At 60.1% G+C, this 26,232-nt stretch carries 20 protein-coding genes and 2 pseudogenes; 15 read left to right on the forward strand and 7 right to left on the reverse strand.

Features of this window, described 5'->3' with window-relative positions; translation table 11 throughout:
• Positions 1 to 176: 176 nt before the first annotated feature.
• The 5 genes from BSK43_RS11680 to BSK43_RS11700 all read left to right on the forward strand — a co-directional run bounded on the left by BSK43_RS11680 (position 177) and on the right by BSK43_RS11700 (position 5,275).
• Entirely contained in the window at positions 177 to 1,013 is an 837-nt protein-coding gene (locus BSK43_RS11680; protein ID WP_077472482.1) for a metallophosphoesterase, read from the forward strand.
• Complete coding sequence (locus BSK43_RS11685; protein WP_077472481.1) at positions 1,010 to 2,173, forward strand: ABC transporter ATP-binding protein; 1,164 nt, start codon at positions 1,010 to 1,012, stop codon at positions 2,171 to 2,173. Before BSK43_RS11680 ends, BSK43_RS11685 begins: the two co-directional genes overlap by 4 nt.
• Positions 2,166 to 3,089: a sugar ABC transporter permease gene (locus BSK43_RS11690; RefSeq protein WP_077472480.1), complete on the forward strand. Its 924-nt coding sequence runs from the start codon at positions 2,166 to 2,168 to the stop codon at positions 3,087 to 3,089. Before BSK43_RS11685 ends, BSK43_RS11690 begins: the two co-directional genes overlap by 8 nt.
• Complete coding sequence (locus BSK43_RS11695; protein WP_077472479.1) at positions 3,086 to 3,922, forward strand: carbohydrate ABC transporter permease; 837 nt, start codon at positions 3,086 to 3,088, stop codon at positions 3,920 to 3,922. The genes BSK43_RS11690 and BSK43_RS11695 overlap by 4 nt, the downstream gene beginning before the upstream one ends.
• A gap of 87 nt (positions 3,923 to 4,009) precedes the next feature.
• Positions 4,010 to 5,275 (forward strand): ABC transporter substrate-binding protein, encoded by a 1,266-nt coding sequence (locus BSK43_RS11700; protein ID WP_077472478.1) that lies wholly within the window; start codon positions 4,010 to 4,012, stop codon positions 5,273 to 5,275.
• Between the two features lie 69 nt (positions 5,276 to 5,344).
• Here BSK43_RS11700 and BSK43_RS11705 read toward each other — a convergent pair whose 3' ends face one another.
• Positions 5,345 to 6,328 carry a substrate-binding domain-containing protein gene (locus tag BSK43_RS11705; protein WP_077472561.1) on the reverse strand — a complete coding sequence of 328 codons (984 nt, stop codon included), beginning with the start codon at positions 6,326 to 6,328 and terminating at the stop codon, positions 5,345 to 5,347.
• A gap of 250 nt (positions 6,329 to 6,578) precedes the next feature.
• On the opposite strand from BSK43_RS11705, the gene BSK43_RS11710 reads away from it, so the two are divergent.
• Positions 6,579 to 7,499, forward strand: coding sequence for a 3-hydroxyacyl-CoA dehydrogenase (locus BSK43_RS11710; protein WP_077472476.1), 921 nt, complete (start codon positions 6,579 to 6,581; stop codon positions 7,497 to 7,499).
• A gap of 46 nt (positions 7,500 to 7,545) precedes the next feature.
• Here BSK43_RS11710 and BSK43_RS11715 read toward each other — a convergent pair whose 3' ends face one another.
• Entirely contained in the window at positions 7,546 to 8,001 is a 456-nt protein-coding gene (locus tag BSK43_RS11715; protein WP_077472475.1) for a MarR family transcriptional regulator, read from the reverse strand.
• A gap of 74 nt (positions 8,002 to 8,075) precedes the next feature.
• On the opposite strand from BSK43_RS11715, the gene BSK43_RS11720 reads away from it, so the two are divergent.
• A complete protein-coding gene (locus BSK43_RS11720; protein WP_077472474.1) occupies positions 8,076 to 9,236 on the forward strand; it encodes an NAD(P)/FAD-dependent oxidoreductase in 1,161 nt (386 codons plus the stop codon).
• Between the two features lie 64 nt (positions 9,237 to 9,300).
• Here BSK43_RS11720 and BSK43_RS11725 read toward each other — a convergent pair.
• Positions 9,301 to 10,889 (reverse strand): annotated as a pseudogene (locus BSK43_RS11725) (aldehyde dehydrogenase (NADP(+))).
• Between the two features lie 250 nt (positions 10,890 to 11,139).
• Here BSK43_RS11725 and BSK43_RS11730 point away from each other — a divergent pair.
• Entirely contained in the window at positions 11,140 to 12,195 is a 1,056-nt protein-coding gene (locus BSK43_RS11730; RefSeq protein ID WP_348641748.1) for a mechanosensitive ion channel family protein, read from the forward strand.
• A gap of 32 nt (positions 12,196 to 12,227) precedes the next feature.
• On the forward strand, positions 12,228 to 12,653 hold the full coding sequence (locus tag BSK43_RS36120) for a cyclic nucleotide-binding domain-containing protein (protein WP_348641749.1): 426 nt from the start codon (positions 12,228 to 12,230) through the stop codon (positions 12,651 to 12,653).
• Between the two features lie 4 nt (positions 12,654 to 12,657).
• On the opposite strand, the gene BSK43_RS11735 is transcribed toward BSK43_RS36120, so the two are convergent.
• Positions 12,658 to 13,269, reverse strand: a complete 612-nt coding sequence (locus tag BSK43_RS11735; RefSeq protein ID WP_077472472.1) for an NAD(P)H-dependent oxidoreductase — start codon at positions 13,267 to 13,269, stop codon at positions 12,658 to 12,660.
• Positions 13,270 to 13,375: 106 nt separating this feature from the next.
• On the opposite strand from BSK43_RS11735, the gene BSK43_RS11740 reads away from it, so the two are divergent.
• Positions 13,376 to 13,966, forward strand: a complete 591-nt coding sequence (locus BSK43_RS11740) for a TetR/AcrR family transcriptional regulator (protein ID WP_246662535.1) — start codon at positions 13,376 to 13,378, stop codon at positions 13,964 to 13,966.
• Positions 13,967 to 13,999: 33 nt separating this feature from the next.
• Here BSK43_RS11740 and BSK43_RS11745 read toward each other — a convergent pair whose 3' ends face one another.
• Positions 14,000 to 15,529 (reverse strand): carboxypeptidase, encoded by a 1,530-nt coding sequence (locus BSK43_RS11745; protein WP_077472470.1) that lies wholly within the window; start codon positions 15,527 to 15,529, stop codon positions 14,000 to 14,002.
• A gap of 216 nt (positions 15,530 to 15,745) precedes the next feature.
• Here BSK43_RS11745 and BSK43_RS11750 point away from each other — a divergent pair, with 216 nt between their 5' ends.
• On the forward strand, positions 15,746 to 16,480 hold the full coding sequence (locus tag BSK43_RS11750) for a dienelactone hydrolase family protein (protein WP_077472469.1): 735 nt from the start codon (positions 15,746 to 15,748) through the stop codon (positions 16,478 to 16,480).
• A 59-nt stretch (positions 16,481 to 16,539) separates the two neighbouring features.
• On the opposite strand, the gene BSK43_RS11755 is transcribed toward BSK43_RS11750, so the two are convergent.
• Positions 16,540 to 17,226, reverse strand: coding sequence for an isochorismatase family protein (locus BSK43_RS11755; RefSeq protein ID WP_246662536.1), 687 nt, complete (start codon positions 17,224 to 17,226; stop codon positions 16,540 to 16,542).
• A 148-nt stretch (positions 17,227 to 17,374) separates the two neighbouring features.
• A complete protein-coding gene (locus BSK43_RS11760) occupies positions 17,375 to 17,857 on the reverse strand; it encodes a MarR family transcriptional regulator (protein WP_077472560.1) in 483 nt (160 codons plus the stop codon).
• A 65-nt stretch (positions 17,858 to 17,922) separates the two neighbouring features.
• On the opposite strand from BSK43_RS11760, the pseudogene BSK43_RS11765 reads away from it, so the two are divergent.
• From BSK43_RS11765 to BSK43_RS11780, 4 genes and pseudogenes are all read left to right on the forward strand, one after another.
• Positions 17,923 to 18,792 (forward strand): annotated as a pseudogene (locus tag BSK43_RS11765) (haloalkane dehalogenase); the annotation flags it as partial.
• 147 nt (positions 18,793 to 18,939) lie between these two features.
• Positions 18,940 to 19,830, forward strand: coding sequence for an amino acid ABC transporter substrate-binding protein (locus BSK43_RS11770; protein ID WP_077472466.1), 891 nt, complete (start codon positions 18,940 to 18,942; stop codon positions 19,828 to 19,830).
• 201 nt (positions 19,831 to 20,031) lie between these two features.
• Positions 20,032 to 22,593, forward strand: a complete 2,562-nt coding sequence (locus BSK43_RS11775) for an FAD-dependent oxidoreductase (RefSeq protein ID WP_077472465.1) — start codon at positions 20,032 to 20,034, stop codon at positions 22,591 to 22,593.
• Positions 22,594 to 23,378: 785 nt separating this feature from the next.
• On the forward strand, positions 23,379 to 26,219 hold the full coding sequence (locus BSK43_RS11780) for a DNA methyltransferase (protein WP_077472164.1): 2,841 nt from the start codon (positions 23,379 to 23,381) through the stop codon (positions 26,217 to 26,219).
• The last annotated feature ends 13 nt before the right edge of the window (positions 26,220 to 26,232 follow it).

A 26,232-nucleotide genomic window follows, 5' to 3' on the forward strand; every position in this document is an offset into this window, starting at 1 on the left:
ATTCTCCATGCAGCCGGCGGCGGCCTCGTTTGACGGTGATGTGACAAAACTGAAAAACAGCTGAAAAGACCCGTTACTCAACTGACATGGGCACCTTCTAAAGAGAGCGCAGAAACGCGCCCGCCTCGGGAGATCCCTTGTGGGCGCATTGCTTCTGAAGACTCCGGAGACGCGCCTTGAAGATCATCCAGATTACCGACACGCATTTGAGCCCGAACAAGCCGCATTTCAACGGCAATTGGGAACCTCTGGCGAAATGGATTGAAGCGAGCGGCGCTGATCTTGTCGTTCACACCGGCGATCTCAGCGTCGACGGCGCCGATAAGGATGGGGATCTCACCTTCTCCATGGAGCTGATGCGCCAGATCTCGGCGCCGATGCTCATCGTGCCGGGCAATCACGATGTCGGTCATCTGCCGGGGTCCTACCAGCCCGTCAATCCCGAGCGGCTGGCGCGCTGGCGCCGCCTCGTCGGCCCGGACTACTGGGCAAAGGATGTCGATAACTGGCGGCTGATCGGCCTCAACAGCCTGCTGATGGGCTTCGAGGACGCCGAGGAAAGCAAGCAATTCGAATGGCTGCAGGAGAAGCTGGAAGGCCGTGGCGATCGCCGCGTTGCCCTCTTCGCCCATAAGCCGCTCTTCGTCGATGCACCCGACGAAGGCGATACCGGTTACTGGAGCGTGCGCCCGGCGCAGCGCCGCCGTCTTTACGATCTGATAGCAGCCCACGATGTCGCCCTGCTCGGCAGCGGCCATCTGCACTGGACCTGGGAAGGCCGCTTCAACGACACGGCCCTCGTTTGGGCGCCGCCCGCCGCCTTCATCCTCGACAAGATGGAACGCGAGATGCCCGGCGAGCGGCTTGTCGGCGCCGCCATTCATGATCTCGGCGAAACCGTCTCGACCGAGCTTGTCGCGGTACCGGGCATGACCGCCTACTTCCTCGATGACGTCGTCATGGAAGTCTATCCGCAGGCCGCCCCGAAGCTTCAGAAGGAGGCGACCGAATGAGCGCACTCTCGCTTCGCAACATCGCCAAATCCTTCGGCGGCAACGCCATCCTTAAAGGCGTCGATCTCGACGTCGAGCCGGGCGAATTCATCGCCCTCGTCGGCCCATCGGGCTGCGGCAAGAGCACGCTGCTGCGCATCCTGGCGGGTCTCGAGCATGCCGACAATGGCGAGATCGTTCTCGGCGGCACCGACGTCTCCGGCGTCGCGGCCGCAGACCGCAACATCGCCATGGTCTTCCAGTCCTACGCGCTCTATCCGCACCTGACGGCATCTGAAAACATCGCCGTGCCGCTCGCCATGCGCCGCCTGTCGCGCGTCCAGCGCCTGCCCTTCATCGGCTCGCTGATCCCCGGCCAGCGCAGCACCCGCAGCGGCATCATCCGCGACGTTCGCGAAATGGCTGTTTCGCTGAAGATCGACCACCTGCTTGACCGCAAGCCCGGTCAGATGTCCGGCGGCCAGCGTCAGCGCGTGGCGCTTGCCCGCGCCATGGTGCGCCGCCCGAGCGTCTTCCTGATGGACGAGCCGCTTTCCAATCTCGATGCCAATTTGCGCGTCCATGCCCGCGGCGAGATCGTCGACCTGCATCGCCGTGCCGGCGTTCCCACAGTCTATGTCACCCACGACCAGGCCGAGGCGCTGTCGATGGCGGATCGCGTCGCCGTCATGATCGGCGGGCAGCTGCTGCAGCTGGCCTCCCCGCAGGTGATCTATGACGACCCGAGCCATATCGAGGTTGCCCGTTTCGTCGGCCAGCCGCGCATCAACCTTCTGCCGGCCTTGGCGGAAAATGGCATCGTCGCCTTCGGTGGCATCCGGCTGGCGCTCGAAGACGGCAGCTTTGCCGGTAATAACGTCACGCTCGGCATCCGCCCGGAATTCGTGAGCCTCACGCAGGGACGGCAGGATGCCCTTGCCGCCCGTATCGAGCGGATGGAATTCTTAGGCTCCGAAGTTATCCTCTATACGAAGCTCGACGCCATCGGCGAGGCCATGATCGTCAAGCTTACGCCCGCTGAAGCCGCCGGTCTCTCCGCCGGCATGCCCGTTGCGCTGACGCTTGCACCGGAGCAGGCCATGGTCTTCGCCGAAGACGGCCGCCGTTTGCGCACCGTCCCGGTGACCGTCGATGCCGCCAGGGAGAAGGCGCATGGCTAGCATTGCCGTCACTTCCCTGCCGTTGCAGACGGCGGCGGCGCGCGAGCGCAGCGAAGCCCGCACCGCGCTCCTCTTCGCCCTGCCCGCCATCATCCTGATCGTGCTCTTCATCTTGGTGCCGATCGTTGCCGTCGTCGTACTCGGCTTCACGGATTTCCAGCTCGGCGACAAGAGCCTGCGCTTCGTCGCCTTCGAGAACTACGCGCATCTGCTGAAGGATCGCGCCTTTATGAAATCGCTGTGGAACACGACGGTCTATACGGCGATCGTCGCTCCCATCTCGATCGTGCTCGGCCTTGGCGTCGCGTTGCTGATCGAGAGTGAAGGCATCGGCCGCAGCTTCTTTCGCACCGCCTACTTCCTGCCCGTGGCGTCCTTGATCGTCGCGATGGCGACGGTCTGGCAATATCTCTTCCATCCCACGATCGGCCCGATCAACGCTCTTCTCGCCGAGATCGGCGTGCAAGGCCCGAACTGGCTCGGCTCTTCGGCCACAGCCCTCTACAGTCTGTCGATCATCGGCGTCTGGCAGTCGGTCGGCTTCAACATGGTGCTGTTTCTCGCCGGCCTCACCGCCATCCCGCGTGAACTCTACGCCGCAGCCGAAGTCGACGGCGCGAAATCGGCGTCCGATCGCTTCTGGCTCGTCACCTGGCCGATGCTCGGACCGACGACGCTCTTCGTCACCACAATCAGCATCATCAACGCGGTGAAGGTCTTCGACACCGTCAAGGCTTTGACCGACGGCGGCCCGAACCATGCCTCCGAGGTGCTGCTCTTCACCATCTACCAGGAAGGCTTCGTCTATCTCCGCGTGGGCTATGCCTCGGCGATGACGACGGTGTTTCTCGCCATTCTCGTGGTGTTGACCTTCCTGCAATATCGCGTCCAGGACCGGCAGGTGCATTACACATGACCTCGACAGGCTTCACTCCCGGCCGCATCCTGCGCCTCTCTCTGCTGATCATCGGCTCGCTCGTCTTCCTCGCGCCCTACATCTTCATGATATCGACGGCGGGCAAGGCGCAGGACGATATCTTCACCTCGGCGCTGCGGCTGATTCCGACGCATTTCTTCTATATCGAGAACATCACCAAGGCGCTGGGCAAGGTTGATATGGGCAGGCTGTTGTTCAACGGCGTCCTCGTCTGCGGCCTGATCTTCTTCTTCCAGGTGCTGATCGCCATCCCCTGCGCCTATGCCATGGCGAAGCTGAAATTCCCGGCGGCGCGCACGATGATGGTGCTGGTCATGCTCGGGCTGCTGATCCCGATCCATGCAACGGCGCTGCCGCTTTATGTCGGCTTCAACAGCCTGTCGCTGCTGAACAGCTACACGGCCCTGGTCGCACCCTTCTCGATCTCGGTCTTCGCGATCTTCATGTTTCTGCAGTTCTTCCGCGCCATGCCTGACGATCTGATCCATGCGGCCCGTCTCGACGGCATGTCGGAACTCGGCATCGTCGCCCGCGTCATCGTGCCGAACGCCTGGCCGGCGGTCACGGCCTTCGCGATCTTCTCGGTCGTGGCGCATTGGAACGACCTCTACTGGCCGCTGATCGTCATCAGCAAGCCGGATTATGCCACGCCGCCATTGGGCCTCATGTATTTCCGTGCCGCCGAAGCCGGCGACGACTACGGCGCGCTCATGGCGGCAACCCTAATCATCACCCTTCCCCTCGTCGTCGCATTCCTTCTGGCACAGAAGCGTTTCGTCGAGGGCATCACCATGACCGGTCTCAAAGGTTGACCGGTCTAGAATCAAAGCAATAGAGCATGATGTCGTCCGAAAACCGCTTACACTTTTCGGCATCATGCTCGAACAGGAGAACGAGCGATGAAGCATATCACCCAGATTCTCGCCGCCGCGGCCATTTCGATGGTCGTGTCGGTCCCGGCCTATGCCGAGACGACCTTGACGGTTCACTACCCCATGCCCGGCTTCTTCAAGAACGTGATGGACACGATCTCGAAGAAGTTCATGGAAGAAAATCCCGATATCAAGATCCAGTTCGCCGCTCCCTCGGCCACCTATGAGGAAGGCATCCAGACCATCCTTCGCCAGGCCGGCACCAGCGAGATGCCTGATGTCACCTTCATCGGCCTCAACCGCCTGCGCATGATGGACGAGCGCAATGTCGCCGTCGATCTCGGACCGCTCGTCCAGAAGGACGGCAACATGGCCGAGCAAGGCTTCTCCGACACGATCCTCAAGCTCGCCCAGGTCAAGGGCAAGCAGGTCGGCCTCGCCTTCGCGACCTCGAACCCGATCATGTATTACAATGCCGATCTGGTGAAGGCCGCCGGCGGCGACCCGAACAACCCGCCGAAGACCTGGGATGAAGTCATCACGCTCGCCGGCAAGATCAAGGCGCTCGGCAACGGCGTCGACGGCATGGACTTCCGTTGGCAGGGTGACGACTGGATGTTCTCCGCCCTTCTCTTCGGCGCCGGCGGCAAGATGCTGAGCGACGACGAAAGCAAGGTCGCCTTCAATGGTCCCGAGGGCCAGAAGGCTGTGGAGCTGATCCAGCGCTTCGTCAAGGAAGGCGGCATGCCGGTCTTCACCAAGGCTGCCGGCGAACAGGCTTTCGCAGCCGGCAAGGTCGGCTTCGAATTCCAGACGACTGGTGCTCTGGTCAACACGATCAAGAATGTCGGCACCAAATTCGATCTGCGCACGGCCAAGATCCCGCTGATCGATCCGGTCAACGGCCGCCTGCCCACCGGCGGCAACGCCGTCGTCATCCTGACGCATGATCCGGCCAAGGAAGCAGCCGCCTGGAAGTTCGCCAAGTTCGCCGCCGGTCCCTATGGCGCGTCCGTCGTCGTTCCCGGCACCGGCTATGTTCCGAACAACGAGCTTGCTGCCAAGTCTGCCGATTATCTCGGCGACTTCTACAAGAAGAACCCGCTGTTCCAGGCCAGCCTCAGCCAGATGTCTGTGATGATCCCCTGGTATGCTTTCCCGGGTGCCAATGGCGTCAGGGTCACCCAGACCATCGTCGACAACCTGTCGCGCATCGTCGATGGCTCGGCCGAGCCGAAGGAAGCGCTCGACGACGCCGCTGCCGACGTTGCAGGCATGCTGCCGCGCAGCTGATTGCAGGGTCCGGCTTGAAATCTGCGCCGCCTCTCCTTGAGAGGCGGCGTTTTCATGCGCGCAGATCCGTCAGGATTGAATGGTGAGATCGCGCACGGTTCCGCCGGGCCGCAATCGGTAGGGCAGGGTCAAATGGCGAGGCTGCGCGGCATTCTCCGCCATATCGAGCAGCAGCGAGGCGGCAGCGCCCCCCATCGTCCCATCCGGTATTTCCACCGTCGTCAGCGAAACCTCGGTCAGCAGGCCGAGGGAGATCCCATCGAAACCGGCGACAGAGATATCGCGCGGGATCGAAAGGCCCTGACGCCGCAGCGCGCCCATTACACCGAGGGCGAGAAGATCGTTGGACCCGATGATCGCGGTCGGGGAAAGACGCGAGATGACATCGGAGAGATCGAGCTGATCCAGGCTGCTGATGAAGGAAATTTCCAGGGCTTCGAGGGGCGGCTGACCTGCTGCCTCCATCGCCTTGAGATAACCGAGATAGCGCAGCTTCGCCCGATCCGATGCGGAGAAATGGCCTGAGATGAACAGGATGCGCCGATGCCCCCTCAAGAGGAGATGATCGGTCAAATCCCGGCCCGCGCCGAAATTGTCGGTCGCGACGGCGGCGGTAAAGCGGGCCGTGGGCAGATTGCCGAGCAGCACGGTCGGCGGCAGGGCGGATGAGAGAGCCAGGCTGCGTTCGGGATCGCAAACCGTGAGGATAAGGCCGGTCGGCTGCTGCTGGAGCAGCGAAGCGACGGCATCGGCCTCCTGCGCCGGATCGTAATTCGACTGCGCGATCAGTACGCTATGGCCCGCGTGAAGAGCCCTGTTCTGGATGCTGGAGAGCGACGCCGCAAAGACCGGATTGGTAATGCTGGGAATGAGCACGCCGATCGCCGGTCGGCCGTTACCGTTGCGGTAGCCGACCCGATAGCCGAGTTCTGCCGCCGCCCGGCGCACGCGCCGTACCATTTCGTCGCTAACCGGCCCGTTGCGATTGAGCACTCGGCTCGCGGTTGCGACCGAGCAGCCGGCCCGAAAAGCGACCTGCTGGAGCGTCGACACGATATCAAGCACCTCCGGCTTCGGATTTTGGCTCTGACGGGCACAGCCATTGGGAATGACGCGGATTTATATCAAACCGGTGACAGTTATTTGACGGAGCGCCGCTCTCACCGCGACATCTGCGCCCTTGACTTTGCTGCAGCGCAGCAGATGTTCATCGGGATCGCAACGGCGAATGAAGCTGTCATCAACCGATGCCATGATTGCCGCGCTGTGATCCGCAGATCCGACCCTTTGAAAGGATGCTCTCATGTCTGAAGCAGAAGCACGGACGCCTGCCAATTCCACCGACAAGACCGAAAGACTGTTCTTCCTCGATATCAACGACGGACGAATCCTGTCCTCCGCCATCGACGGCACCGATCTAAAGCTGGTCATCCAGCGGCCCGGCCGCAGCCCGGACGGCATTCTCGTCGACAGCGAGAACGGCTGGATCTACTGGACGGAAATGGGCACGGACTACAACGCCCACGACGGCTCGATCGAACGCATGGACCTCGACGGCAGCAACCATGTCACCCTGATCCCGCCGGGCAGCACGCTGGTGACGCCGAAGCAGATCCAGATCGATCACGACAACGGCACGCTCTACTGGTGCGACCGCGAGGGCATGCGCGTCATGCGCGCCAACATCGACGGCTCCGACATCGAAACCCTGGTGCAGAACGGCGACAGCCCCAAAGATAGCGCCGATATCGAGCGCTGGTGCGTTGGCATAGCGCTGGACCTGCCGCTCGGGCAGATCTACTGGACGCAAAAGGGACCGCCTGACGCCGGCCTCGGCCGCATCCTCCGCGCCAGCATCGATATTCCCGAAGGCGAGACGGCAACGAGACGCAGCGATATCGAAACGCTGCTGGACAAATTGCCGGAGCCGATCGACATCGAACTCGATCTCGCCACCCGCACGATCTACTGGACCGACCGTGGCAATCTTCCACGCGGCAATACCGTCAATCGCGCCAGCATGGATGACCTTGCGGCCACCTCCGAAATCGTCCTCGAAGGCCTGGACGAAGGCATCGGCTTGTCGCTCGACCTGCCGAACAATCGCATGTTCTTCACCGATATCGGCGGCAATCTTTATTCGGCAGCTCTCGATGGTTCCGGCGAGCGCGAACTTCTGCACCATGCCGGCTCCTTCACCGGCATCGTCTACGCGGAAATCTGATCAACCGACGACACCAAAGCGACCGTAGGCACGCAAAAGAGCGCGCCTACGGCGCATCCTCTTCCGCAACCATCCGCTCCAAGTTCCGATTAAGCCGCCGCATCAGTTGCAGCAGCGTCTGAACCTCGTCCTCGCTGAACCCCGCCAGAACCCTCTCCCGTCCCTCGTCCAGAGCGTCGCGGGCAGCGGGAAGCTTCGCCAGGGCCGCCTCGGTCAACGACACGAGGCTGCTGCGTCCGTCTGCGGGGTCGGGCGTGCGGCGGATCAGCCCATCCCGCTCCATGCGCGCCAGCATCTGCGCCATCGACGGCTGCTCGATCTTGGCGAATTTCGCCAATTCCTTCTGCGACATCTGCGCTCCGTTGCGCAGCAGGTAGAGCACCGGCAGCTGGCCAATATTGAAGCCCAGCGCCTTCACCCGGCGCTCGCCCAGCCGCGCAAGGCTGCGCGACGCCATGTTGATGAGCGGCGCCGGATTCTCGAACAAGTCCCAATCGGTCATATTTTCGTCACTTGAATAGGTACCTATATTAATCTACATAGGCACCTATCTACAGAAAGAAGAGAATTTTGTCCATGACATCTCATCCCCGCATCGCCATCATCGGCGCAGGCCCCGGCGGCCTGACACTCGCCCGCATTCTTCATCGGGGCGGACTGACACCCACCGTCTTCGAACGCGAAGAGCACGCGCTTGCCCGGCCGCAGGGCGGAACGCTCGACCTCCATACCGAGTCCGGCCAGCTGGCGCTGCGCCAAGCCGGTCTCTACGAAGAATTCCTGCAGATCGCCCGCTACGAAGATCAGGGAAGTCGGCTCTACGACAAGGACGGCACCTTGCTGTTTGCCGATGACGACGCCGATGAATCCGACAGGCCCGAAGTGGACCGCACGGCGCTGCGCCAGATCCTGCTCGCCTCCCTGCCGGCGGACATCATCCGCTGGAACCACGGCCTGCGCGAGGTGCGCCTTCGCGACGACGGCGCCTACGACCTGGTCTTCGAAAATGGAACGGCCGGGCCCTTCGATCTCGTGGTCGGCGCCGATGGCAGCTGGTCCAAGGTAAGGCCGCTGGTCTCGCACTATCGCCCACAATATAGCGGCATCAGTTTCATCGAATTCGGCATCGACGACGTCGACGCCAGCCATCCCGATCTCGCAGCCCTTATCGGCCGAGGCAAGATCGGCATCGAGGCTGACGGGCGCGGCATGATCGTGCAGCGCAACGGCAATTCCCATATCAGGGGCTACGCGATTTTCCGCGTACCGGCCGATTGGGCCGACAAGGCCTTCGACTTCGCCGCCCCGGCAACGGCCCGCGCGCAATTGGCCGCGGAATTCAAGGGTTGGGCGCCGAACATCGTCGCCCTCATCCATGCGAGCAATGACCATATCGTTTCCAGGCCGATCTATGCGCTGCCGGTCGGGCATCGCTGGAACAATCGCACCGGGATAACCCTCCTCGGCGACGCCGCGCATGTGATGTCGCCCTTCGGCGGCGAAGGCGTGAATGCGGCGATGCTGGACGCAGCGGAACTCGGCAGGCAGCTTCTCGAAAGCGATGACTGGAAGAACGCCGTCCAGGCCTATGAAGCCGAGATGTTCGAACGCGTCATCGAGCCGGCCGAACATGCGGCCGAAGCCGTCGCCACCGAGCTTTCCCATCTCGGCGCGGAACTGTCGCTCCAACATTACAGGGCGCATCTCGAAGCGCGCCAGCAAGGCGCTGCGGCATAGCCTCAATAAAAAAGCGGGCCGATATGGCCCGCTTTAATGTGTCTAGTGAGGATAGAAATTATCTTCAGCTGCCCTTGCGCACGCCATCGAGCAGATGCGGCAGCGTCTTGACGCCATCGTCGCGAAGCTCAGCCGGCAGCAGACCTTCGGGCAGATCCTGATAGGAGACCGGGCGCAGGAAGCGACGGATGGCGAGCGTGCCGACCGAGGTCGTGCGGCTGTCCGATGTCGCCGGGAACGGCCCACCATGCACCATGGCATGAGAGACTTCGACTCCGGTCGGCCAACCATTGGCAAGAATACGCCCGGCCTTGCGCTCCAGTACCGGCAACAGCTTGGCAGCGGTAGCATGGTCGCCAGCCTCGATCTGCAGCGTAGCAGTCAACTGACCCTCGAGCTTTTCGGCAACCGCGATCATCTGATCGATATCCTTGCAGCGCACCAGCAGGCTTGCCGCGCCGAAAACTTCATGTCCCAGGCGCTCATCTGCCAGGAACTGCTCGACATCGGTCTCGAAGAAGATGCCGGGGCTGCGGTTGACGCCTTCTGCCGGCGCGCCATGGGCAACCGTCTTGACTGCCTCATGATCCGCAAGAGCGGCAACGCCCTTGTCGAAAGCGGCGTGAATGCCCGGCGTCAGCATCGGCGCCGGCGCGCGTCCGGTGAGCGCATTGCTGGCGGCCTGGACGAACCGATCGAGATCCGGGCCATCGATGGCAAAGACCAGACCGGGATTGGTGCAGAACTGGCCGGCGCCGAGAGTCAGGGAATCGATGAAGCCCGTTCCGATGGCCTCTGCCCGCGCTGCAAGTGCGGCCGGAAACAGGAAGACAGGATTGACGCTGCTCATCTCGGCATAGACCGGGATCGGTTCCGGCCGTGCAGCCGCGATAGCGCCCAGCGCCAGACCGCCGCCACGCGAGCCGGTGAAGCCGACGGCCTTGATACGCGGATCGCGGGCACCAGCGCCGCGCCGGTCTCGTTGGCGCCGGTCAGCAGCGAGAACGTGCCTTCAGGCAGGCCGCAAGCCGCAACGGCGGCACGGATAGCGCGTCCGACCAACTCACCTGTCCCCGGATGGGCAAGGTGCCCCTTGACGACGACAGGGCAGCCGGCGGCAAGTGCGGATGCGGTGTCACCACCGGCAACGGAGAAAGCGAGCGGGAAATTGCTGGCGCCGAAAACGGCGACCGGGCCGAGCGGAATCTGGCGCAGGCGCAGGTCAGGCCGCGGCAGCGGCTTGCGCTCCGGCAACGCCGGATCGACACGCAAATCCAGCCATTCGCCGGAGCGAACCACCTGCGCAAACAGCCGGAGCTGGCCGACGGTGCGGCCGCGCTCGCCCTGCAAGCGGGCCACCGGCAGACCGGTTTCTTCAGTCGCCCGTTCGATCAGTGCATCGCCGATCTCAATGATATTGTCGGCAATCTTTTCGAGAAATGCAGCGCGCACTTCAGGGCTCGTAGCGCGGTAGACATCGAAAGCCTCGGCGGCCAGTTCGCAGGCCCGTGCGACCTCTGCCTCGCTGGCGATAGCAAAAGCCGGCTCCAGATTGGCGCCGGTTGCCGGGTTGATGGCACGCGCGGTTTTGTTGTCACCGGTGGATTCTGCGCCGATCAGCAAATCGCCGCTAATCTCGAAAGACTGTGTCATGAATATTCCTTGATGAAATCGAAGCACCGCAAGGTGCACTCGCAAAAGCAGATAGCAGGATGGGATGACAGATGTAAGATGATAATCGTCATCTAATTATCAAGGCTGAATCCATAAGATTGCAGTGTCAGCGGCCTTTGGGCGCAGCCTCGTTGCGAAGGAAGTCAGCGAATTCATCCCCGTATGGCGTTGTGGTCTCTTTCGTGCCAATTTAACAGCCATCCGAAAGACCGAGTGCGGCCAAGTCCCCATGTTCCTTGCACTTCTCGATAACCCGATCGCCCAGTTCTGCGTGCTGGTGGTTATCGGCACATTCGTCAGCCGCATCATGCTACGGCATCAGCGCGCCGGTCGTTTGATCGGGCAAGTCGTCTTTTTCGTCAGCCTGACCGTACTTCTGCTCTATCACGGCATCGTCCCCTACGAGCCGAGTCCACCACAGGACTCGGTGACGCTGCGCAGCTTCACGGGGTTCGCCAAGATCATCTGGTGGATCAATGGTGCCTGGGTGCTGATTGCCTGCGTGCGCCTGTTCCTGATTTTCGAGCGCAAGCCCCGCGAGGGCCGGCTCGTGCAGGATCTGATCGTCGGCATCATCTATCTCGGCGCGATCCTTTCCATCGTCGGCGATGTCTTCAGCGTTCCGGTGGGCACGCTCATCGCCACCTCCGGCGTCTTCGCCATCATCCTCGGCCTAGCGCTACAGAGCACATTGAGCGATGTCTTCTCCGGCATCGCGCTCAATCTTGGGCGACCCTATTCGGTCGGCGACTGGATCGTCCTTGAAAACGATATTCAGGGCCGTGTCGTCGAAACCAACTGGCGGGCGACGCAGCTCTTGAACGGCACCAACGATCTGGTGGTGATCCCGAACAGCGTGCTTGCCAAGACCCGGCTGACCAATCTCTCCTCTCCCGACGAGAGCCACGGCGCCACCGTCACCGTCCGCATTCAGCCAACCACCCTGCCGCGGATCGTCGCAGATCTCATGCAGAACGTGCTGATCAGCTGCAACTCGATCCAGAAGACGCCGGAGCCCAGCGTCGCCATCAATTCCATCGACGGGCAGGCAATCGAGCTGCAGCTGTCCTTCCGCGTGCGGGACATATCGCTGATAACGGCCGCAAAGAACGAGATCTACGATCTCCTCTACCGCCACTCGAAGGCGGCGGGCCTGAAACTTGCAGGCCGCCCGGTACGATCACGCTCCCGGCGGAACACAAGGCGGAAACGTCGGGCGAGCAGCAGCATGCTCCCGGAACCCCGTGGCGGCTGGTCAGCAACATCCCGCTCTTCTCATCGTTGACAGAAGACGAGAAGGAGCACCTGGCATCGCGCATGCAACGCCACACCTATCGCAAGGACGCAATCATTGCCGAACAGGACGCCCAGCTTCGCGCACTGACGATCGTGCGCTCGGGCGTCGTCAGTATCACCCGCCACGAAGGACATCGCCAGATCGAGCTGACGCGTCTAGCTCCCGGCGATTACTTCGGCGAGAACGGGCTGTTGATGGGAACAGGCGAAGTCGGGACGGTCCGCGCCCTGACCTTCGTCGTCACCTACGAGATTGGCCAGGAGTGCCTGGCGCCGCTGCTGCATGACAGACCGGCGCTTGCCGAGGAGCTTGGCGCGATTATGGCGAAGCGCATCGAGGCCGAGCAGCACCTGTTCTCCAACGCCGATCTGCTGGTCCACGGCGCCCCCGTCAGTTCGCTGAGTTCACGCATCAAGCATCTCTTCCAGCTGCAGCAGCACGACTAGGGCACTAGGCCGCGTCTGCCGTCTTATCCCGCTGAGCAGCGGCAAAGAGATTGTGCCCGATGGTGCGGGCGGTATCGAGATGGGACGCCACATCCTGCGCTTCCGTCAGAAGCAGCTCGGAGGTCGCGACAGATGCGCCGCAATAGCCGAAAATTCCATGGTCGATCTGCGTCTTCATGGCGCCGAAATAACCATGGCGCGCATAGGTGCGCATGGTGGCTCCGCCGATGGCAATCAGATGGACACGAAGATGCCCCAGCTTTTTGATCGACTTGTCACCGGGCATCTCGTCATAAGCCCAGCCGTTGGTGAACACCCGATCGATCCATCCCTTGAGAAGTCCCGGCATCGACCACCAATAGACGGGATAGACGAGCACCAGCGCATCGGCGCGGTCGATCCTCGCCTGTTCGGCAGCGACATCCGCAGGCGCCGACGCCTCCCTGAGATGAAGGGCAATATCGGCAGCACTGAACCTCGGATCGAACGCTTCAGCGGTAAGGTCGGCGATCTCGAATGTGTCGCCCGAACTGCTCACGCCCTCGGCGACATGCGCAGCGATGCTGTGGCTGAGTGACTTCGGATCGGGATGCGCGACAACGATGAGTGCATGCATATGAAAAACTCCTATGAGCCAATTGCAGAAGGCTACTTAGCCTTATATACTTTTAGTAAGTTACCTTTGGTATATAGCGATGTCAACCACAGAAGACAAAAATTACATGGCCGGTTCACGGCCACGCAGCCGCCTGTCGCGCGAGGATCGGTATCGACAGCTCATCGAGGTCGCGTGGCGGATCGTGGGGGAAGAGGGCACGGAAGCTCTGACGCTGGGAAGGCTTTCCGAGCGGGCCGGCGTGACAAAGCCCGTCGTCTATGACCACTTTGCCACCCGCCCTGGCCTGCTGGCAGCGCTCTACCGGGAGTTCGACGAGCGCCAGAACTCCGTGATGGATGGAGCGCTTCAGGCGAGCGCACAGACCCTGATCGACAAGGCAATGGTCATCGCGACCTCCTATGTCGATTGCGTGCTGCTGCAGGGCCGCGAGATACCAGGCATCATCGCCGCACTCGCGGGCTCCCCGGAGCTCGAAGCGATCAAGCGCGAATACGAGACCGCCTTCATCGAGAAGTGCCGGGCAACACTCGCGCCTTTCGCCAACACGCGCTCCATCGGATCGGCCGGTCTTTGGGCGATGCTGGGTGCTGCCGAATCCCTGTCCTATGCCGCCAGCAAGGGGGACATTACCCCGCAGCAGGCGAAGGATGAACTATTCGAAACCATCAAAGGGATGGTCGCGAGAAGCACCTGAGATCACAGCCGGTGGCGTTGCACTAGAGGCCTGCTAGTTCGATTTCACCGCCGGCTGAGCCTGAGCCTGCGTGGCGAAGAACGCCTTGGCATCCCCGGTGAACTGTTCGCGCGAGGCCGGCCGCGTGTAGAACATGTGGCCGCCGCGATAGAGCTTCAGCGCCACCCGATCGGCAAGGGACGGGGGCATATGGTCGAGCACATATTTGTTGACGCCGAAGGGAATGACGAGATCGCTATAGCCTTGGCCGATCATGAGCCGGAAGGATGGCGATAGCGATAGCAATTCCTTGAGATCGTCTGTGACGCCAGCGCTGAGGCGCGAGCCGCCATTGTTCCGCCCGCCCCATTTCCATTGTCTGTTCACCGATGACGACAGCAGCGTGTAGGTCATATCGGTGTGGAAGCCGAGTTCATCGCGCGCATAGCTAGAAAAGGCTCCCCCATAGGCACGGACGAAACCATCGAGGATCGGGTCGCCGCCATGCTCGGACTCCGACTGCGGATAGGGGTCTGGCGCCAGAAAGGACGCATCATAGGCGCTCGCCACTTCGCCACCACTGCCGTCGGACTGTTTCCGATAGACGCTGCCGAGAAAGCCCTGGTTCCTGGCAACAACATCTTCGGGGATGCCGGTCAGCTTTGCCACCCGACCATAGAAGGCCCGGCCTGCATCGCCCGAGGGCGGCGGGCCGGCCAAGGCAGGCAGATATTCGCTCAGGGCGAACGCCTGTGCATCCCGAACCGCTTTGTCGCTAAACGCATTTTGCCGCTCCAGCTCGGCTGCGGCCAGCGAAGGCAGCTCCAGGGCAGCGCCGAGCGCATCGTCGCTGCCGCCGAAGACATATCGGCCCTCGAGCAAGGGCGAGAGCATGACGATGCCCGAGATCAGTATGCCTTGATCCTCGCGCAGGCTGTTGGCGACCTTGACCGAGCGAAACCCGCCATAGCTTTCGCCGAGAATATACTTCGGCGACACGGCGCGGCCATTATGGCTGACGTAAAGAGCGATCGCTTTGGATAGGCTTTCGGCATCGCTGTCCACCGCATAGAAGTCATTCTGGTCATCCGGCTTCACCGTCCGGCTCCAGCCCGTGCCGATCGGATCGATCAGCACGAGATCGGTGAAATCGAGCCAGCTTTGCGGATTGTCCACCAGCTTCGCATTGGCGCCATCGCGGCCTTCGGGACCGAAATCGACAATGCGTGGGCCGACAAGACCGAGATTGAGGAAAGCCGACGCAGCCCCCGGTCCACCATTGAAGATGAAGGTGACGGGCCGGCCGGCATCGCGGTTCTTTGCCACGTAGGCGGTGTAGAAGATCGCCGCGCTGCGCTGGCCATCCTGCCCGAAGAGATCGAGCGTGCCGGCCGTCGCCGTATAGGCAATGCTCTTGCCACCGGCATTCAGCACATGGTCGCTCACCGCATCGGGCGGCAGCAGCGACAGGACACCACCGTTACCGGGAGCAGCATGTGGCTGCTCGGGCGTCGCCGCAAAAGCCGGCGTCGACATCAGGGAAAGCGCCAAAAGCAAGCCGGGAACCGTCTGGCGAAAAGACATCAAGGCATATCCTCCAAAGGTCCGGCCCATAGCCATTATTGCTGGCGATACTATGTCACGGCAGACGGACACGGAAACTCAAGAGATGTTGATCGGCGATCCGCCGGTCGCATCACTTTCAGCGAAGGCTGCTATTGAGCACCTGCCGGCCATTTGCCAAGGTGGCGGCTGCGCGGGGAAGATAATCAGACAACAAGCATCGCAAGGGATACGACGATGAAACAGGACATCGACATCAAGACAGCCGACGGCGTTGTCAAGGCCGCACTCTTCCGCCCCGATAACGGAGCTACGGCCGAGCATGGCGTGATCTTCTACATGGATGCCATGGGTCCACGCGATTCACTTTACGGCATGGCGCAACGGCTAGCCGATGCCGGCCATATCGTGCTGCTTCCGGATCTGTTCTACCGGTTCGGCGCCTATGGTCCCTTCGACGGCAGTGCCTTCGGCAACCCGACATCTCGTGAAGCCATTATGACGATGCTGCGTGGCACGACGCAGGAAATGACCAAAGCCGATAGCGCCGCCTTCCTTGATGCCCTATCGGCTGCCGGCGCCAAGGGTGCGGTCGGCGCGGTCGGATATTGCATGGGCGGCGGCCGCGCCCTGACTGCGGCTGCTGCCTATCCCGACCGTATCGCCGCGGCCGCCAGCTTCCACGGCGGCAATCTCGCCAGCGACGCGGAAGACAGCCCACACCGCCTTGCAGCCGATATCAAGGCACGCGTCTATGTCGGCGTCGCCGGTATCGACAACAGCTTCCCGCCGGAGCAATCGGCCCGCCTTGCCGAAGCACTTCGCACCGGCGGCGTCGACCACATCGTCGAAAACTATGTCGGCATGGCACATGGATGGACAGTGCCCGACCACCATGGCGTTTACGACGAGACCGGCGCCGAAAGGCACTGGAAGCGCCTTCTCAATCTATTCGACGAAGCCCTGGCTTAAACATCGTCATCCCGCTCTCTCGATCGAAAGCGGGATGCTTCCTTCGATCGACTACTGGATCAGAACTTGATCTTGTCGATACTGGTCAGCGTCGTCCTCTGCGAGACACCGGGCGCATTGACCATGTGCCAGGCCACATATTGCTCGGCATAGGGCTCGGTGGACGACATGCCGTCGACGGGCAGAATGATGTTCATACCGTTCAAGGCTGCGTCCGTCGCCGTATCGAGAACGGCGCCTTCCGAGGCCGTGCCTGTCACGATGACGGTCTTGATGCCCTTGTCGGCCAAGATGCTGCGCAGATTGGTGCCGATGAACTTGTCGGGACCGGATTTTACGACCGGCTCGCTCGCCAACGGGGCCAGGACCGTTGCGATATCCTGCGCCTCACCGGCTCCACCCAGGCTGAAAACCACGAGCACATCTTTGGCACGCGCCTGATCGAGCAAGGTTTTGACCTTCGGCAGGGAGGCCAGGCAACGCGGCTTGGTTTTCTCGTTGCACGGCCCTTTGGTCGAGTCCTGCGCGCCGTTAAAATCGAGCACCAGCAAGGCGGTCGTCTTCAGATCGACCGTGACCGGTTTCAGCTCCGGTGCCGCCGGTGGCTTCACCTTGGCCCAGTCGTCGATGATCGTCTGCGCCGCCGCCGGTGATGTCAGTGCGGGGCTGTTGGTCACGCCAAGTACTGCAAAAACCGCACCGAGCACAAAGCCTGCTTTCCGCATCCTGACACTTGTCTTTCGCATCAAGTTTCTCTCCTGCATCAGCGTTCCCATGGATTGACGATGGTGCAAAACAGATAGGCCAGAAACCGCGACAGGGTAACGAAAATCTTCGTGATATCGGGGGCCGCACGAGATATAGCCGCAGCCCTGGACGGCTCAACGATGTGGTTTAGCCGCCTGCCCTGTCCACTGGCTCGCCGGCATCTCCGTCGCCACCGCGCAGCTTATCAAGCAGGCCTTGTAAAGCCTGCCTGATCGCCTCGATCTCTTCCGATCCGGCCATGTCGGACCAGCGCCGGTCCACCAGCCGGCCGGCTGCCATCGCGACCGGTCGCACGCCTTTGCCGCGCTCGGTCAGGAAAACCAGCCGCGCGCGCCGGTCGCTCGGATCCGGCCGGCGCTCGACATAACCCAGGCGCTCAAGCTCCTCCACTGCCTGCGTCATCGTCTGCTTGCGCACGTGAGCAAGCCGCGTCAGTTCGCTCACCTGGATTCCTTCCGGACGCGCAAAGGTGAAGACATTGGAATGCGACGGCCGGATATCGGCAAAGCCGGCCTCTTCCAAGGCAGCATCGACATCCTGAGCGTAATGCTGGTGAACCAGCCGCAACAGCAGGCCAAGCGACAGCTGGGCCGGAGCATCATTTTCCATATAGACAGGCACCTGACCATTATGATAATAGACAGGTACCTTACCATTTCTTTTCAGAAGAGGATACCCACATGCCCATGGTCAACGTGCTGGATTCGACAATTTTCTACGAGGATGCGGGAACTGGAGCGCCCTTCGTGTTCCTGCACGGCAATCCCACCTCGTCGCACATATGGCGAAATGTCTCCCCTCACATTGCCACGTCAGTCCGCCGCCTTGCGCCGGATCTCATCGGCATGGGCCGCTCGGGCAAGCCCGATATCGCCTATAGTTTTGCCGATCATACCCGCTATCTCGATGCCTGGTTCGATGCGCTGGCGCTCGACGATGTCGTGCTGGTCGGCCATGACTGGGGCGGAGCACTCGCCTTCGACTGGGCGGCCCGCCACCCCGAACGCGTGCGTGGCATCGCCTTTTTAGAAGCGATCGTTCGGCCGATGACCTGGGACGACTTTCCGGGCGCACGCCCGCGCTTTGAAGCGCTCCGGTCACCCGGTATCGGTGAAACCAAGGTATTGGACGAGAATTTCTTCATCGAGCAGGCGCTGAAGCTCACCGTACTCAATGGCCTCAGCGAAGCGGACCATGCCGTCTACGCTGCCCCCTATCCGACGCGCGAAAGCCGCCGACCACTACTTGCCTGGCCGCGCTCGATGCCGATCGAAGGCGAACCGGCCGATGTGATCGAGCGCATCGAAGCTTACGACGCCTGGCTCGCGAAAAGCACCGAAGTTCCCAAGCTGCTGCTGACCTTCGACGGCCCGGCCGAAACATTGTTGATCGGTGAGACGATGACGGCCTGGTGCCGGGCGAATATAGCCAATCTGGAGGTCCAGAATTGCGGACCTGCCCGGCACAACGCACCGGAAGATCAGCCCCAGGCCATCGCCGCTGCGATTTCCGGCTGGGCGGATCGCCACACCCTGTCGAAGTGAGGCATGCGGCCTTTCGAGCGGTCAGTTTCCGCCACCCTTGCTCGATAGCAAAGTGCCGGAGACAATCCGCCGTTGACAAAAACCTGCCAGCCCATAATCTGCGCCTAAGCCTTTGCGATCGCCCATTTTTCTTTCGGAGATCAGGATATGCCGGCGAATTGCATGCGACGATTGGTTCTGGCAGGCATTGTGCTCGGCATATCCGCCTATACGGCTGCAGCCGCGCAGACGCTCGACCTCATCGCGCAAAAAGGCACGATACGGATCGGCTATATCAGCGACGAGGCTCCCTTCTCCTTCAAGAAGAAGGATGGCAACCCGACGGGCTATGCCATCGATCTCTGCGGGAAAATAGCCGATGCCGTGGGAGCCAAGGTCGCCAATCTGAAGCGCGATTATGTCGAAACCACCCTCGCCGATGGCTTCGATGCGGTGAAAAGCGGCCAGGTCGACCTTCTCTGCGGCGCCCTCACCATCAATCTCGGCCGGCGCCAGAACGTCGATTTTTCCCAGCCGATCTTCCTGACAGGCGCGAGTGCCCTGTTGCGCAAGGATTCGCCCGACTATCTGAAGGTGCTTTTCCTCGACCAGATGCCGACACAGGTTTCCGCCAGGCAGGCGCCCGCGACAAGCACGATCGGCGTTCGCGCCGACACGACGACGGGCGCGACACTGCGCGAAGCGCTCGGCCCCGATATACCCAAAACACGCATCGCCGATTTCGCCACGCATCAGGACGGCCTGACCGCGCTCGAAGACCATAAGATCGACGCCTATTTTGCCGACCGCGCGCTGCTTTTCGATCTGGCAACGCATGCCCACAGGCCGGCTGCGCTTGTGATAGGCAACCGTCTCTTCACGCACGAGCCCTATGGCATAGCGCTCCGGAAAGATGATTCCGCTTTCCGGCTGCTGGTCGATCAGACCCTGACCGAGACATTCCAATCGGATGATTTCAGCAAATTGCTCACAAGCTATTTTGGCGAAGAAGGCCCGCTTTTGCGTCGCGAGATCATGATGCAATCCATTCCGCAATAGGGCGGCCGATACGGGCCTAAAAGCGTGCCATCGCCTTTGCGACATCCTCGCCCCATGCTTACGATGGCAAAATCCCACGCTTCTCAAGCTGGGCGGTCTGGTGGTCGTCGTGCAAGCATCTTGAATATGTCGTAGACAGGCTCTGGTCGCCGCCGCGCACATCATAAAATCCGCTTTCAGTATCAATCAGGGTCGCACGCAATGGCAGTATTTCCTCAAAAGGCGAAGGTCGTCATCATCGGGCTCGGCGGTATCGTCGGCGCATCGATCGCTCATCATCTGATCGAGCGCGGCTGGGATGATATTGTCGGCATCGACAAATCAGGCATCCCCACGGATATCGGCTCGACGGCGCACGCCTCCGACTTCTGCTACACGACCAGCCATGACTTCCTCTCCTGCTGGACGACCCTTTATTCCATCGATTTCTACGATAAGCTCGGCCACTATGCCCGCGTCGGCGGCCTCGAAGTCGCCCGCGTCGGCGACGACGATCGCATGGCGGAAATCAAGCGCAAGGTGACTTCGGGCAAGGCCTTCGGCACGCGCGTGAGCTTGATCGAACCCTCCGAGATCAAGGAGAAATTCCCGCTGATCGAGGAAAGCATGGTTCAGGGCGGCATGTGGGATCCGGATGCCGGCCTCGTGATCCCGCGCTCGCAGACCGTTGCCGGCAAGCTGATCGATCAGGGTGAGAAGAGCGGCAAGCTGCAATCCTTCGCCAATACGCCGGCCCAGTCGCTGATCGTTAGGGATGGCCGCATCACCGGCGTCGTCACCCATCGCGGCACCATCGAAGCCGAATATGTCATCGTCTGCGCTGGCCTCTGGGGCCGCCTGATCGCCGAAATGGTCGGCGAAGACCTGCCGGTCATGCCGGTCGATCACCCGCTGACCTTCTTCGGCCCCTACAATGAATTCGCCAATACCGGCAAGGAAATCGGCTTCCCGCTGATGCGCGACCAGGGCAATTCGGCCTATATGCGCGATACCGGCGACCCGAAGACCGCCGAAGGCGGCCAGATCGAATGGGGTTATTACGAAGAGAAGAACCCCCGTCTCTGCCATCCGCGCGACCTCCTCGAAAAGCATGAGGCTCGCCTCTCTCCCTCGCAGCGCGATCTCGACATGGAACAGATCATCGAGCCGCTGGAACGCGCCATGGAACTGACGCCTATCCTCGGCGAACTCGGCTACAATGAAGGCCATTCGTTCAACGGCCTCCTGCAGGTCACCACCGATGGCGGCCCGTCCGTTGGCGAAAGCCAGAAGGTTCGCGGTCTCTGGTATTGCGTCGCCATCTGGGTCAAGGACGGCCCCGGCTTCGGCAAGCTTGTCGCCGACTGGATGACTGACGGCCGCACGCCGATCGACCACAACAGGATCGATTATTCCCGTTTCTACCCGCATATGCTGGAAGAAAAGTTCATCGAGGGTCGCTGCACCGAGGCCGCGCAGAAGATCTACAATCCCGCCGTCCATCCGCGCGAACCCTATGCGACCGGCCGCAACATCCGCCGCTCGCCCTTCTATGAGCGCGAAAAGGAGCTCGGCGGCTACTTCATGGAGCTCGGCGGCTGGGAACGCGCGCATGGCTATGCCGCAAACGAGCACCTGCTCGAAAAATACGGCGACCGCATCCCGGTACGCGCAAACGAATGGGACAACCGCCATTTCTGGCGCGTCTCCAATGCCGAACATTTGGCTCTCAGCGAAGATTGCGGCATCATCAACCTCTCGCATTTCGCCATGTATGACATAGAAGGTCCCGATCATGTCGAGCTGCTGGAATGGCTCTGCGCGGCCAAGATCGGCGGCGATGCCAATATCGGCAAGGGTATCTACACCCACTTCCTCGACGACGAAGGCATGGTTCGCGCCGACTTCACCGTCATCCGCATGGCCGATCGCTGCCGCCTGATCGACGGCGCCGATGCCGGCCCGCGCGATTTCCACTACATGCGCCGCGTTGCCGAAGACAAGGGTTTCAACGTCACCATCACCGACGTCACCGAACGCTATGTCACGATCGGTATCTGGGGGCCGAACGCCCGCACCAACCTGCAGAAGGTGGTCGAGAACCCGGACATCCTGTCGCAGGAAAACTTCCCCTTCGCCGCGATCAAGCAGATCCGCATCGCCAGCAAGAACGTCACGGCCTTCCGTATCTCCTATGTCGGCGAACAGGGCTGGGAACTGCACATGGCCTATGGCGATGCGCTCGCCGTCTGGGATGCGTTGCGCTCGACGGGCGCCATCGCCGTCGGCGTCGAAACCTATGCCAACAGCCGTCGCATGGAAAAGAGCCTGCGCCTGCAGAATGCCGACCTCTTGACGGAGTATAATCTGCTCGAAGCCGATCTTGCGCGCCCGAAGGTCAAGGACGCCGATTTCCGCGGCAAGGCCAAGCATCTCGAATATCGCGCCCGCGAACACCAGCCGGCCATGCTCTGCACGCTGGTGATCACTGATAACGTCGACCCGAATGGCGTCGCTCGCTACCCGGTCGGCATCCTGCCAGTCATGGATCCGGAAACCGGCGAGACCCTGGTCGACGAGCTCGGCCGCCGCTCCTTCACCACCTCGATCGCCTACGGCCCCACCATCGGCAAGAACATCGCGCTCGCCTACCTCCCCTGGTCCTACGCCCAGGAAGGCCGCAAGCTGCAGGTGGAATATTTTGGCGAAACATATCCGGTGGAAGTTGCCAGCGTTGGCTACAAGCCGCTTTACGACGCAGAGAATTTGAAGCCGAGAAGCTAGGCCTTCTGTTTTAAAACTGCAATCCATTGGCTGCCCGTTTGGTTTCCAGGCGGGCAGTTTGCTTTTTGAGTTGAGGAGTTTGGTGCCGAAGCTATTTGGGATCATCTTTGGCATCAACCGCGTAGATCCGGCTAGCTGGGGCTATGTCTGGTGTTCGTTTTGGGAGAAGGGGAATTGGGGGCAGGCTTTGTTGTTTCTGTCCGCCTGCGTCGGCTTTGCCTTCTTTTGTGCCCCTGATGAGGCTTTAACTCCTCGATTGGTTACCAGACACAAAAAGGCCCGCTTGAGGCGGGCTTTTTGTGTTTGGATTTGTGGGCAGGCTTTGCCCCGTTCGTTGCTTCAAACGGTCCAGAGGACTGTTTGATCGAGCTTTGCTCGAACGCGCCTCAGCCTTCAGGTTATGGTGCTGAGGGACGATGAGCATAGCTGTTGCATTGTTTGGGGACAGGATTGGTTGCGGGGGCAGGATTTGAACCTGCGGCCTTCAGGTTATGAGCCTGACACTGCAATATGTATTGTATTGTAATGATTGAGAAATTCTTCGTCGCAAAAATTTTGTGCTAAAATCCGTGCTAGCACAGCGTTTTGCTCTGCCAGAGTCATTTGCCTGCGCAGGCATAACAAAACGTTAGACAAACAGCGGCCGCCTCAATCAACTTTACCGAAAGTTGAGCCAATTTTTCGTAACCAGCAGTGCGCCTAAATCGAATCCATGCTACGCCAAACATATAGACGAGATACTTAGAACATGTCTCAATAACGGAAAATTAGGGACGGAACTATTAGTGCGTTTATCGTGGAATGAGATCAGGGCGAGAGCCGCCATTTTTGCGAAAGAGTGGGAGAACGACGGCTACGAAAAAGGCCAGACACAACTTTTTTATCAGGGTCTTTTCGATGTCTTTGGAGTGCCGGTCAAGCGAGTGGCGGCTTTTGAAGAGCCGGTCAAGAACCTAGGTGCGAAGCGAGGCTTTATCGACCTGTTCTGGAAGGGCATGTTGCTAGTAGAGCAAAAGAGTGCCGGACTGTCACTTGCAAAGGCCAAGACACAGGCGCTCAATTACTTTCCAGGTCTAAAAGACGCAGAACTTCCCCGCTACGTCCTTGTAAGCGATTTCCAGTCTTTTGAGCTGTATGATCTTGAAGATAATGAAGAGGTAAAATTCAAGCTTTCTGAGCTGCCAAAGAACGTCGAAAAGCTCGGGTTTATAACGGGCGTTCAGAAACGGTCCTTTAAGGATCAAGACCCCGTAAATATTAAAGCTTCGGAGCTGGTAGGCCGCCTGCACGACGCACTTGAGAGCTCAGGCTACGTCGGGCATGACCTTGAACAGTTTCTGGTTCGAATTGTGTTCTGTCTGTTTGCTGACGATACGGGGATATTCGAACCCCGTGATATCTTCCTTGATCTGCTGGAGAACCGCACTCGGGAGGACGGTTCAGACCTTGGTGGCTGGCTCGCGCAGCTTTTTCAGGTGCTCAACACCTCAGAGGCCAAGCGCCCCAAAAATCTCGATTCCGACCTAAACCGGTTTCCGTATGTCAATGGCGACCTCTTTAGGGATGCATTGCTGATCCCGTCTTTTGACACGGAAATGCGCCAACGACTTATTGATGCCTGCCAGTTCGACTGGTCGGGAATTTCACCCGCGATCTTCGGTTCGCTATTCCAATCGGTGATGAATAAGGCAGAGCGCCGCGCACAGGGTGCCCATTACACGACTGAGAAGAATATCATGAAGGTCATCGAGCCACTATTTCTCGATGACCTTCGCGCCGAATTCGCACGTTTGAAAGGTCGTAAAGACAGCCGGCGACGAGCAGAATTGCAGGCCTTCCATCAACGCCTCAGTAAGCTGAAGTTCTTCGACCCAGCCTGCGGCTGTGGCAATTTCTTAATCATTGCCTACCGTGAGCTCCGTACGCTTGAAATTGACCTCATCCGTGAACTGCGCGCCTACACCACCCATGAGGCACAGGCTGAGCTAGACGCTGCCGAGTTGTCTCGTCTTAATGTGGACCAGTTCTACGGTATCGAAATTGGAGAATTCCCGGCGCGCATCGCGGAAACCGCACTGTGGATGATGGATCACATCATGAACAACCGGCTGAGCCTTGAGTTCGGGCAATCCTATGTCCGCATCCCTCTTAGAAAATCACCACATATCTTATTTGGTGATGCCCTTGAAACTGACTGGACCCAACTACTTCCCTCGGAAGAATGCTCCTACATCTTCGGCAATCCACCGTTTATAGGAGCTAAATACCAAAGCGAAGAGCAGCGCGCGCAGGTGCGCAAAATCGCTAACCTGGGCCAAAGCGGTGGCACCCTCGATTTTGTGTCCGCTTGGTTCATCAAGGCCGGTAACTATATCAAATCCAACACCACAAAGATTGGATTTGTATCGACCAATTCCATCACCCAAGGCGAACAAGTTGCGCAGCTTTGGCCTCTGCTCTTCGAGAAATTTAAGCTGGAAATTGGGTTTGCGCACCGGACCTTTGCATGGGGTTCTGATGCGCGAGGCAAAGCTCATGTCCACGTGGTAATTATTGGCCTAACCAAAGCTGCAATGGCACCTAAAGAACGCCGATTATTCTCCTATTCTGACATCAACGGCGAACCCGTGGAAAGCTTGCATACAGCCATTTCACCCTATCTGTTCGACGCGGGAATGCTCGCAAATCCTCATCTTGTAGTTAAGGAAACTGGCCGACCTCTGAACGGTTTGCCAAAAATTGTCATTGGTTCCAAACCGATTGACGGCGGATACTTCATTTTCTCGTCCGAGGAGAAGGCGGCATTTCTAAAGCGGGAACCTAAAGCTGCTCCCTTTATGCACCCGTTCATCGGAAGCCGAGAGTTCCTGCATAACGAAGAGCGCTTCATCCTCTATTTGGCAGAAGTCGCTCCCTCTACTCTGTCGAACCTTCCCCATCTCCGCGACGTCATCACACAAGTCCGCGACTACAGGCTGGGAAAAATTCCCGCAAAAGGTAAAGATCGAAGCAGCCTAAAAGAGCCGGGCATCTCATCCAAGGCGCTAGCTCAAACCCCTCGAAACTTCCATGTAACAGTCATCCCGGATGCACCGTTCTTAGTTATTCCGGAGGTTAGTTCCGAACGAAGGGAATACATCCCTATCGCTTGGTTGGAACCACCAACCATTCCAAGCAACAAAATTAGAATTATGCTTGGTGCAAATCTATGGGAATTCGGCATCCTAATGTCGGCAATGCACATGGCGTGGACCCGCTGTGTGGGCGGTCGATTGGAAAGCCGATATCAATATAGCATTGGCATCAATTACAATGCGTTCCCTATGCCAGCATCCGGTATTAATGATCTCACGCAGCTTGATACCTTTGCCAGAAAGGTTCTTGACGAACGCAAGGCTCACGCAGGATCGTCGCTCGCCGAGCTCTACGATCCCGACCTAATGCCCCCTAGCCTCCGGAAAGCTCATCAAGCGCTCGACCGTGCGGTGGATAAGCTCTACCGCAAGCAGCCGTTCCAGGGTGATCGTGACCGAGCCGAGCACCTATTCGGCCTTTACGAAAAGATGGTCGCTCCCGTGATCGCTGTTGCGAATACTCCAAAAGGGCGTAAACGAGCTGTGAAGTAGTGTGAGCCACAAG

Source organism: Rhizobium sp. P44RR-XXIV (assembly GCF_001999485.2).
Taxonomy (GTDB): domain Bacteria; phylum Pseudomonadota; class Alphaproteobacteria; order Rhizobiales; family Rhizobiaceae; genus Rhizobium.

Coding starts and splice junctions, on each gene's coding strand:
- BSK43_RS11685 (WP_077472481.1), top strand. CDS start 1,010: ATGAGCGCACTCTCGCTTCGCAACATCGCCAAATCCTTCGGCGGCAAC.
- BSK43_RS11690 (WP_077472480.1), top strand. CDS start 2,166: ATGGCTAGCATTGCCGTCACTTCCCTGCCGTTGCAGACGGCGGCGGCG.
- BSK43_RS11695 (WP_077472479.1), top strand. CDS start 3,086: ATGACCTCGACAGGCTTCACTCCCGGCCGCATCCTGCGCCTCTCTCTG.
- BSK43_RS11700 (WP_077472478.1), top strand. CDS start 4,010: ATGAAGCATATCACCCAGATTCTCGCCGCCGCGGCCATTTCGATGGTC.
- BSK43_RS11710 (WP_077472476.1), top strand. CDS start 6,579: ATGTCTGAAGCAGAAGCACGGACGCCTGCCAATTCCACCGACAAGACC.
- BSK43_RS11715 (WP_077472475.1), bottom strand. CDS start 8,001: ATGACCGATTGGGACTTGTTCGAGAATCCGGCGCCGCTCATCAACATG.
- BSK43_RS11720 (WP_077472474.1), top strand. CDS start 8,076: ATGACATCTCATCCCCGCATCGCCATCATCGGCGCAGGCCCCGGCGGC.
- BSK43_RS11730 (WP_348641748.1), top strand. CDS start 11,140: ATGTTCCTTGCACTTCTCGATAACCCGATCGCCCAGTTCTGCGTGCTG.
- BSK43_RS36120 (WP_348641749.1), top strand. CDS start 12,228: ATGCAACGCCACACCTATCGCAAGGACGCAATCATTGCCGAACAGGAC.
- BSK43_RS11735 (WP_077472472.1), bottom strand. CDS start 13,269: ATGCATGCACTCATCGTTGTCGCGCATCCCGATCCGAAGTCACTCAGC.
- BSK43_RS11740 (WP_246662535.1), top strand. CDS start 13,376: ATGGCCGGTTCACGGCCACGCAGCCGCCTGTCGCGCGAGGATCGGTAT.
- BSK43_RS11745 (WP_077472470.1), bottom strand. CDS start 15,529: ATGTCTTTTCGCCAGACGGTTCCCGGCTTGCTTTTGGCGCTTTCCCTG.
- BSK43_RS11750 (WP_077472469.1), top strand. CDS start 15,746: ATGAAACAGGACATCGACATCAAGACAGCCGACGGCGTTGTCAAGGCC.
- BSK43_RS11755 (WP_246662536.1), bottom strand. CDS start 17,226: ATGCGAAAGACAAGTGTCAGGATGCGGAAAGCAGGCTTTGTGCTCGGT.
- BSK43_RS11760 (WP_077472560.1), bottom strand. CDS start 17,857: ATGGAAAATGATGCTCCGGCCCAGCTGTCGCTTGGCCTGCTGTTGCGG.
- BSK43_RS11770 (WP_077472466.1), top strand. CDS start 18,940: ATGCCGGCGAATTGCATGCGACGATTGGTTCTGGCAGGCATTGTGCTC.
- BSK43_RS11775 (WP_077472465.1), top strand. CDS start 20,032: ATGGCAGTATTTCCTCAAAAGGCGAAGGTCGTCATCATCGGGCTCGGC.